Origin of the sequence: Roseburia sp. 1XD42-69 (genome assembly GCF_003612565.1) — a bacterium.
Lineage (GTDB): Bacteria > Bacillota > Clostridia > Lachnospirales > Lachnospiraceae > Roseburia_B.
Map to the genome: position 1 here is coordinate 1 of NZ_RAZG01000090.1, position 9,686 is coordinate 9,686.

Consider the following 9,686-nt stretch of genomic DNA (forward strand, 5'->3'; position numbering starts at 1 on the left):
TAAAACCTCCAAACTGAGTAATTCTATCTTACATCAGTTTGGAGGTTTACACAAACTTTGGGATAGTCCCTTTGCAAAAATCAGAAAGACCCTTGCCTCTCTGTGGAGCCTGTATTCAAGTTCCTCCAGAACGCTTACCTGGTCATAATCCGGCAATCTGGCGTCACGAATCACTATACTTTCTTTTCCAAATTTCTTAAGCTCTTCAAACCTGTCCATGTTCCATCTCCTCCCAAAACTCCGCCACTCTCTCCCCTGCATCCCTTAAGGTGCAAACCTTAAAATCCTCCCACTCCCTGGGAAACAGCCGAAGATAACTGCCCTCCAAAAACCTTTCGTCCAAAAGGACAATAACCCCCTTATCCTCCGCAGTGCGGATGACCCGCCCCGCCGCCTGCAGAACCTTATTCATCCCCGCAAAGCGATAGGCATAGTCAAACCCCTCCCCGTTTTTCTCCTGAAAATAATTTTTTAAAATCTCCCGCTCATGGCCAATCTGGGGCAGCCCCGTTCCCACAATCACCGCACCGATAAGCCTTTCTTCCTTTAAGTCAATGCCCTCTCCGAAAATCCCCCCCAGGACGCAAAATGCCGCCATAGAGCCCTCATTTTCCTCTTCAAAGGCCTTAAGGAAGTCTTCCCTCTGCCCTTCCCCCATGCCGCTTTCCTGACGGATAAAAGTCACATGGGCGGGGGCAATTTTTACAAACTCCTCATACACCTGGGAGAGAAGCTGGTAGGAGGGAAAGAAAACCATATAATTTCCCTTCTTTCCGGCGATAATGTCCCGGATATAAGAAGCAATTTTTTTAAACTCCTGTTCATTCCTCCTGGTGTAACGGCTGCTCACATCCCTTCCGATTAACAGAAGCTTCTGCTCCTTTTTAAAAGAAGTTGTGGCATACACGGCATAATTATCCCCTTTGGCGCTTAACATTTCCTTGTAAAACCCAATGGGCAGAAGGGTAGCAGAAAAAAACACAGTGGCCCGGCTTTTATCCAGGCATTCCTGAAGGTTATAGGAAGGGTCCACACAAAAGAGCCGTATACAAAACCTCCCGTCCTCCCCATGTTCCCCGTAAATTACATACCGCTCATCCACCCGCTCATAGACGCTTAAAAAATCCCGCAGGGAAAAATAAAAATCCATCACCTGCTTTTTTTCCGGAAACTCCAGGTTTCTCTGCAAAAACAAATCCATCCTTTCCCCTAAGCGCATCAGGGAAAAAATAAGGGCGCTGATATCCTCCTCATACACCTGGTATGTATCACATTCCCGCTTATAAGAGAGAAGATGCTTGTTGCACTGGCTTAGGGCCTGCTCCAGTTTTTTGTCATACTTCTTTAAAATTTTTCTTAAAGAGAGGAAATCGTCTTTGTAAACAGCCGCACTGTACATCTCCCTCCCCCGCTCCACCAGGTTGTGGGCCTCATCCACAAGAAAAATATATTCCCCCGGCATCCCGTCAGCGAAAAAACGTTTCAGGTACACATTGGGGTCAAAGACATAGTTGTAATCACAGATAATGTCATCGCAAAAACTTGCCGTATCCAGGCACATTTCAAAGGGGCACACCTGAAATTTCTCCGCCTGCCCAAGCAATACTTCCCTGGTGTAAAAATCTTCCTTTAAAAGCAAATCAAACACTGCATCATTCACCCTGTCAAAATGGCCTTTTGCATAAGGGCAGTGCACAGGATTGCAGTCCATCTCCTCTAAGGGACACATTTTTTCTTTTGCCGTAATCAATATAATTTTTGCCCGGTAGCCCAGCTCACAAAACAGGGCAAAGGTATCCCTTGCCACCGTGGCTGTTATGGTTTTTGCCGTGAGGTAAAAGATGCGCTCCGCAAGGCCCTCCCCCACCGCTTTCACCGCCGGAAAAACAGTGGTCAGGGTCTTTCCCGTGCCAGTGGGGGCCTGGATAAAAAGATTTTTCTTCCTTAAAATCGTCCGGTATACATCTTTCGCCAGCTTTTTCTGCCCTTCCCTGTACTCATAGGGAAATTCCAGTCCTGCAATGGATCTTGTCATAGTCTTTTTCCAATGAAACTGAAAATCCGCCCATTTCGTATACTGGTCAATAATTTCATAAAACCAGTTCTCAAGCTCCTGAAAAGAGAAACTCTCCCGGAAGCGCTTTATTTCCTCTGTATCCAGATTGCAGTAGGTCATCTGCACCCCGACCCGATGCAATTTCTGTTTTTCCCCATACATATATGCATAACACATAGCCTGGGCCTTATGTACCATCACAGGCTCTGAAAGGGTGTCCAAATTTTTATAAACTCCCTTGATTTCGTCAATAATTACTTCCTCTTCCTCTATAATGCCGTCCGCCCGGCCCTCCACCTGCAAAATATAGGAATCTGTCTCAATTTGGATTTTAAGGGAAACCTCCGGACGGTAGGAAGCCCCCATTTTTCTCTGTATCTTTCTGTGTATCCGGCTGCCCTGCTGCATGGCGTCCGCCTTTGCCAAAGTTCCCACCCGGTTATCAATATCCCCGGAGCGCAAAATAAATTCCACCAGATTGCGCACCGATATTTTTATCATAGGAAATTCCTCATTTATTCCTGCCATATCTTCCCCTTCTGCATCCCTTTTTGCATATACAAAGAAGGGCAGAGATAAAAAATACATATCTCTGCCCTGTCTTAGCCCACAGTCCTGCCAACTAAATTGGCTTCACCTGGAAACCCCTCATATGCAGCTCTTATGCCACCGCATAATGCTTCAGCATTTTTTCAAAGTCCGCATTCTGTCCGAAATATTTTACTGTCAGCTCTCTGGATAAACCAAGACCTAATATTCCCAGGAAAGACTTTGCATCGATGTACACATGTTGATACAAAATGTCAATATCAAAGTCACATTTTCCAGCAGCCTTCACAAACTCCTCAACATCGTCTGCATTTGTAAACTGTACTTTTGCTTCTACTTCTTTCATAATTTCCTCAGTCCTTTCAAACTTAAAAACTCTTGTTTTTTATTAGTTTTCCCTGGTTGACGTGAATTATGCCATCTTTTTTTAAATTTGTCAAGAAATAGAAAAAAAAGAAACATCCGGTATTTTTTGTTAATTCTCCTTCTTTTTTACGGTTTTCCCGGCAGTTTTCCCATCCGGACAACCCAGAATCTTAAATTGTCGCAGTTATCTGATAATTCCTTTGTAATTTTTTACCTGATATCAGGTAAAAAATGCAGAATTTTATCTTTTTTGCACAAATTTTTCTTTTTTTTCCAGGGCATATCCCTCTGTTTTCTTGACGAAACCAGCGTTTGATTCTATAATTGAAATAGAATATTCGGGGAGGTTTTAAAGTGAAACAACAAAAGAAAAACCTGATAGATACTATGGTGAAAACCCGTTTCTCCCCTGTGGAAGAGTCAACCTTTTCCATTTATGAAGAATATGAGTCTTTGCTTTCACCAGATGACACAGACGACATTTGTACTCTCTGCTTTTACCGGGGTGAGTCTTATTTTCGCATTGGAAAATTTAAAGAAGCCATCACAGATTTAATGAAATGTATCAGGGAAAACAAAAATCCCTCTCTTTTGTGGCTTAATGCCTGCAGTTACAATACTCTGGGACTTATCTACAGTTTCCTGGGAAATGAATTTCTCTCTATGAAAAATTACCAGCAATGTCTCTATATTTCAGAGAAACAACATCTATACCATATGATTACTGTTTCCTATCTCAATATCGGCGGGCTTTACCGGGACTTAAATGATGACAGGAAAGCTATGGAATTTTACAAAATGGCAGAAGCGTCCCTGGGGAAAGATTCCTTCTCCCTCTATAATTTAGAAGTGCTTTGCCTTGCCTACCAGGGACATATCTATTGCAGACAAAATAAATTTCATCTGGCAGACAAGATTTACCACAGAATTGAAACATTCCTCAAGCCGGATACAGATTTTTACTATTCCCCCTCACTGTACTGCTTTTATATACGTCTTTTTTATCATCTAAAAGACACCAGGGCATTTTCAGACAATCTAAACGCCCTTTTGGATATGGCGTCTTCCCGGCAGGATTTTTTAGAATTCCTGGAATTTTATTATGATATCTGTGCCTTTCTTATAGAAATCTTCCATCAGGAAGAGGCATACCGCCTATTTATCTGTATGGAAGAGGCTGCCGCTGCAACAGATCTAGTGGCAGTACAGTACCGCATCGCCCAGTTGAAAGTCAATTATTACAAGCATTTCGGCACCGAAAAGGAATATATTTTTTCCTGTGAATCATTTATCCATTTGGAGGAACAATTCATCCAATATACCAACCACATGAAAAGGATGCACCTCCACAACGTGGAAGAATTGGAGCAACTGAAAATGGACACCCGGCTTTTGCAGGAAAAAAGCCAAATTGACCAGCTCACAGGTCTATTCAATAAGCACACCATTGAATGTAAAGTCATGGAACATTTGGAAACAAAAGATTCCCTTAACCCCTCTGCCCTTCTGCTCATTGATATGGACAATTTTAAACTTTTAAATGATACTCTGGGACACCTCACCGGGGACAAGGTATTAAAAGACATCTCCGCACTTATTACAACATGTTTTTCAGAAAATGCCCTCTGCGGGCGCATTGGCGGGGACGAATTTTTAGTCTATTTCAACGAATGTACAGCGCAGACAGCACTGATAAACCAGGTGGAACAGTTTCAAAATCTTATGAAAAAACTTGCTTATGGCTCTGAGAAAAACTACAAAATCCATGCCAGCATGGGAGCTGCCTTTTCCACCAAAGAAAACGACAATTATTCCGCACTTTTTGTCCAGGCGGATGGAGCGCTCTACACTTCCAAACAGCAGGGAAAAAACCAGATTTCCTTTGGAAACACCATATAAAAAAGTGCCTTTCGGCACTTTTTCTTTATAACAGTATTTTCTTTCTGCTCTTTAACAGCCTGCCACCGTTGACAATCATTAGGACTCCCGACGCCACACCTGTAACTAAAATACATATTCCGATTACCAAGCTGGCAGCCCCTGTGGAACCAATGGTCTTATACAACTTTTCTTCCATATAAGCCTCCTTTACTGCATTGCTTTTATTATAGTAACATTCTTTTCCATTTTATACAATTCTATTAGGGAGAAATATATCCCAATTCCCGAAATTTTTCATACACCTGATTTCCTAAGAGCCGGTAAAAAACACTGTTTCCATGCACCACATCCACCCTTAAGGAGGATGGAATCTCCCCCTGGCTCATATCCGCCGCATCCTGGTCTGACGCCGTTATCCCAGCATCCTTTAATCCGTTTTCCAAAAAATAACTTCTGATATCTAAAAAATGCTCCCCAAATGCCTGACTCAGCGCCTCGTTAATCTCCACCACATCTGGCACCAATTCCTTAGAAGTCAAACCGATGATCACATACCTATCACTGCCAATATGCTCCAGCATCTGTTTTTCCGTATCGATAAGCTCCTGCACCGTATTTTTATCGGGAGCACGGTTTGTCCCTGCAAAAAGCACCACCACATCAGAAGAACGCTTATCCTGGTCGCCGTAAGTAATTATCTGGGTATTATCTTCAACCACTACCGCTTCCCCCGGCACTGTCCTTGTAAAATAGTACTTAATCTCATCCGGGTTATAGCTTAAAATCCCCTGTACGCCCCCTATGGTACAGGGATTGATTCCCGCATCCCCCATCCGAAGCATAATGGGGTCCTCCCCATTCTGCCACAAGTACATCTGCACCGGGGTGCAATCCGCCGGAACCATAAAAGTACTGGCCGTCATGGGTAGGGCTCCTGTGCGGATGGCAATCTGTCTTGCCGTCTCCCCCTGTATTCCGTAATTTATCACCGGTACTCCCGGCAGAAGTTCGCCTAAAACGGAGGGAAATGTAACGCCCTCCCCTCCCTGGCCAAAAGTCAGGCTGTCTCCCCAACACACAACCCTTTCAATTCCCTGGCTGGGCAGAGGCTCATTCTGTCCCTGTTCTGCCGAAGGCTGGGGCACTGTTTCCTGTGACAAGGGCTGCTCTGTAACATTTCCAGATTCCGGCTGTTTTTCCTGCTCAATCTCCCCCTGGGAACTGCTCTCTTTAGATCCTGAAGCATCATTTTTTAAAACAATATCCTTTGTCTTAAGACCGGCTCTCTGGCACCCTGAAAAAAGGCTGACTGCCAAAATCATAACAAGTATAAAATATTTTCTGCCCATTTTTCCTCCTGTTTTATTCCTAAGTTTTTTTTCTGTTATAATATATAAAAAATACTACATTAATTACAATTCCAAAGACTGTGGCGCTGGGCGCCGCCAACCCAATATTTTTCAAGTTTGCATTTTCCTGGATGCTCATAAAATAGGACATGGGAAGCCTTACCAGAAATGTCTGGCTGATTCCCTGCAGCATTACAAACCATGTCTGGCTGTGCCCATTATAGTAACCGATAAAACTGAAAAGAATACAGGTAACCACTGCCTCCGGCGCAAAACCTTTCAGATAATCTGCCGCCTGAAAAATAACTGCCACATCTTTTGAAAAGATACCTGCCAGCACATCCCCATAAAAATATGCCGCTCCCCAGACAAAAATGCCAATGGCTCCCCCAAGTCCCATACCTGTCACCATGGCTTTTCTTGCCCGCCCCTCTTTCCCTGCCCCTACATTCTGGGCTACAAAAGAGGACATAGACTGCATGAGGGAACTGGGAACCAACATGACAAAACTTACAATTTTATTAGCCACCCCGTAACCGGAACTGGCTGCAAGGCCCAGCCTGTTAATAAACGCACATAGGGCCAGAAAAGAAAACTGAGTTAAAATTTCCTGAAAGGCAATGGGAATCCCCACCTGCACAAAATTTACAATTTCTCTGTTAAAGCAGATATCGCTTTTTTTGATTGTAAAGGGCAGTTCCTGTTTCCTGATAATCACAAGGGACAAAAGCACACTCACTGCCTGGGCTAAAACCGTAGCCAAAGCAGCTCCCGCCACATTTAAGTGGAGGACAGCCACAAAAAATAAATCCCCTGCCACGTTTACCATACAGGCGATTGCCACAAAAATCAAGGGAAGTCTGGAATTGCCAAGCCCCCGAAATATGCTGCTGATTACATTGTAAGCGATGATAAATACGATTCCGCCGCCGCAAATCCGCACATAGAGTACTGTAAGTTCTAAAGCTTCCTTGGGGGCCTGCATGAATATGGCAAGAGGTCTGGCCAATATCAACATCAGCACTGTTATCCCTGCAGAAAGTGACAAAAACAGGCAGACTGCCCCCCCAATGACTTTTCCCACTTTGTCTGCACGGCGCTCTCCCAGATACCTTCCGATAAGCACAGTTACTCCCATGGAGAGTCCTGCCATAGTAAAAATGATAAGGTTTACAATATTGCTCCCTGTAGAAACTCCGGAAATACCGGCGGTTGTCCCAAACCAACCCACCACCAGAACATCCACAGCACCGTACATTGCCTGTAAAATCAGGGCCCCCAGCACAGGTATCATAAACTGCACCATCTTTTTTATAATACTGCCCTGGGTAAAATCGTTTCTGTTTTCCTCCATCCTGCCTACCAAACCTATTCTATCAAAATGCTGGCACAGTTTACATCCTCTGCCAAATCGTACACGGTACCTGTGGTAAGTCCCACGACCTTAGGACGCAGCACACTGTTGGGCTTATTCTCCACCACCCTGGCCTGCTCCCCGTTATTTAGCTGAACAATACTGTCCACAGGATACAAAATCACGCTTTCCATAAAACTCCGCATCACAGAGATATCCAGCTCATCCGTCATTGACATAATCATCTCCAAGGCATCCCTCTGGCTGAAAGCTTTTTTATAGGGGCGCTCCGTCACCAGGGCATCGTAAATATCCGCCGTAGAGATAATCCTGGCATATTCACTGAGTTTATCTTCCTGCACCCCGATTGGATATCCTCTTCCGTCCATCTTCTCATGATGCTGAAGCACCCCCAGAAGAATAGCCGGGGAAATATTGGACTTCTCCTTTAAAATGGAATATCCGAAAAGGGAATGTTTTTTCATCAGGGCAAATTCTTCATCTGTAAGTTTTCCCGCTTTATTCAATACTTCATTGGGAATCTTTGTCTTTCCGATATCGTGCAAAAGCCCGGAAATACCAATTTCATATACTTCCTTTTCCGGCAGGCCATACTGTTTTGCAATAATCATAGACATTGTTGCCACATCCACACTGTGCTTAAAGGTATACTCGTCGCTGATTTTCAACGCCCCCACATCCACCGCTATGGAGTCATTGTCCGTAATTGCCCGCATTAAATCTGCGGCGATATTGTTGGTGGCATCCACAAAATTTTCCGATTCCGTATTGTTATAAAGGTAGGAAACCCCCTCCGCCACACGCTTTTTCACACTCTCGCTGAGCTTTACTTTCGCCCTGTCCGGCACTTTGACTTTTTCTATTACTTTCTTTACCTTGGGCGAGACAGAAGCCTCTTTCTCCTCTTCCGGCTCCTCCTCCCCCTCTATGGTGTAGACGCCGCCTACCCCTCGGTTTAAGAGCGCCTCTATCATATACTCATCTAAAAAGGTTCCCCTTGCAATCAGGGTTCGGCCTGTCCCATCCACAATCGCCTGGTCTATCCTCATCCCGCTTTGTAATGACCTTGTCCTAACAAATCTCCTCTTAACCAAACCTTTTCCCTCTCTTAGTCTAATTAGTAAAACTATTTTACCAGAAATTCAGAAAAAAAGATAGTATTTAAAGAAAAATGGTTCTCATTTGTCTTTACAGCTTTAAAATTGCAATCAATTCCTCTCCGTCCATTTCTCCCGTTTCCACAAATCCAAATGAATGGTATAACTGACTGGCAGCTTCGTTCTCAGGTTCATAGGACATCCAGCAGTATTCTGCTTCACCGCAGGGAAATGTTTTTATGAATTTCAGGGCAAGCTCCACTGCTTCCTTCCCATACCCTTTATTCTGAAAATTTTTGTCTATCATCAATCTCCAGAGATTATAATTGCCTTTCGCTATTAACGGAGCATCATCCCAGTAATCGTCTGTATCAAAACCAATCATCAAAAAACCAATGGGCGTATCATCCTCATATATTCCGAAAGGGAAGGCATACCCATTTCCCGTTATGGTGGTATAGGCTTCGATAATGCTAAGATCATTGCTTGCCACAAAGTTTTTCTGCCTATCAAGCACACAGAGTTTCAAAATATCCCACACATTTTTTCCAGTTATTTTCTCCAGTTTAACCATATTTATATCCCCGCAAATTTACTGTTTCCTTTGTTATTATATCCTGTAATCTTTTGAATTTCAATTTATTCTTTGTACGCAAATTCTGCCCATAGGAAAGGCACAAAAAAATGCCTAAAAACTACTGTTTTTAAGCATTCATTAACAGGGGCAGAAGGACTTGAACCCTCGACATTTGGTTTTGGAGACCAACGTTCTACCAACTGAACTATACCCCTTTATAAACGGAAAAGACGTATTCTCTACGTCATCCCCGGCATATTTACATATACCTTCAAAACTTCATACAGCCATCCGATTGATTCTGTTTCCCTTGGTCAAGCCCTCGACCGATTAGTAACAGTCAGCTCCATGTGTTGCCACACTTCCACCCCTGCCCTATCTACCTTGTCGTCTTCAAGGGGTCTTACCCGCTTTTGCGGGGGATATCTCATCTTAA

Annotated in this window: 9 protein-coding genes, 1 tRNA gene and 1 rRNA gene; 1 reads left to right on the forward strand and 10 read right to left on the reverse strand. The window is 43.7% G+C overall.

All coding sequences use genetic code 11. The features are described 5' to 3' along the window. Positions 1-33: 33 nt before the first annotated feature. From D7Y06_RS22010 to D7Y06_RS22020, 3 genes are all read right to left on the reverse strand, one after another. Positions 34-219, reverse strand: a complete 186-nt coding sequence (locus D7Y06_RS22010; RefSeq protein ID WP_120409733.1) for a hypothetical protein — start codon at positions 217-219, stop codon at positions 34-36. Then, complete coding sequence (locus D7Y06_RS22015) at positions 206-2,584, reverse strand: ATP-dependent DNA helicase (protein ID WP_199714823.1); 2,379 nt, start codon at positions 2,582-2,584, stop codon at positions 206-208. Before D7Y06_RS22015 ends, D7Y06_RS22010 begins: the two co-directional genes overlap by 14 nt. Positions 2,585-2,717: 133 nt before the next feature. Then, a complete protein-coding gene (locus D7Y06_RS22020; protein WP_120409734.1) occupies positions 2,718-2,951 on the reverse strand; it encodes an HPr family phosphocarrier protein in 234 nt (77 codons plus the stop codon). 374 nt (positions 2,952-3,325) lie between these two features. Here D7Y06_RS22020 and D7Y06_RS22030 point away from each other — a divergent pair, with 374 nt between their 5' ends. Continuing rightward, complete coding sequence (locus tag D7Y06_RS22030; protein ID WP_120409736.1) at positions 3,326-4,870, forward strand: tetratricopeptide repeat-containing diguanylate cyclase; 1,545 nt, start codon at positions 3,326-3,328, stop codon at positions 4,868-4,870. Between the two features lie 25 nt (positions 4,871-4,895). On the opposite strand, the gene D7Y06_RS26655 is transcribed toward D7Y06_RS22030, so the two are convergent. The 7 genes from D7Y06_RS26655 to D7Y06_RS22060 form a co-directional block, all read right to left on the reverse strand. Continuing rightward, a complete protein-coding gene (locus D7Y06_RS26655) occupies positions 4,896-5,048 on the reverse strand; it encodes a hypothetical protein (protein ID WP_199714824.1) in 153 nt (50 codons plus the stop codon). Positions 5,049-5,112: 64 nt separating this feature from the next. Next, positions 5,113-6,201 carry a hypothetical protein gene (locus tag D7Y06_RS22035; protein WP_120409737.1) on the reverse strand — a complete coding sequence of 363 codons (1,089 nt, stop codon included), beginning with the start codon at positions 6,199-6,201 and terminating at the stop codon, positions 5,113-5,115. Between the two features lie 19 nt (positions 6,202-6,220). After that, positions 6,221-7,555, reverse strand: a complete 1,335-nt coding sequence (locus tag D7Y06_RS22040) for an MATE family efflux transporter (RefSeq protein ID WP_120409741.1) — start codon at positions 7,553-7,555, stop codon at positions 6,221-6,223. Between the two features lie 14 nt (positions 7,556-7,569). Then, the gene (locus tag D7Y06_RS22045; protein WP_243119449.1) at positions 7,570-8,670 is read right to left on the reverse strand and encodes an HD-GYP domain-containing protein; all 1,101 of its coding nucleotides are present in this window, start codon (positions 8,668-8,670) and stop codon (positions 7,570-7,572) included. A gap of 94 nt (positions 8,671-8,764) precedes the next feature. Next, positions 8,765-9,247, reverse strand: coding sequence for a GNAT family N-acetyltransferase (locus D7Y06_RS22050; RefSeq protein WP_120409739.1), 483 nt, complete (start codon positions 9,245-9,247; stop codon positions 8,765-8,767). Between the two features lie 145 nt (positions 9,248-9,392). After that, positions 9,393-9,465, reverse strand: a tRNA-Trp gene (locus tag D7Y06_RS22055). Between the two features lie 95 nt (positions 9,466-9,560). Next, a 23S ribosomal RNA gene (locus D7Y06_RS22060) occupies positions 9,561-9,686 on the reverse strand; the annotation flags it as partial.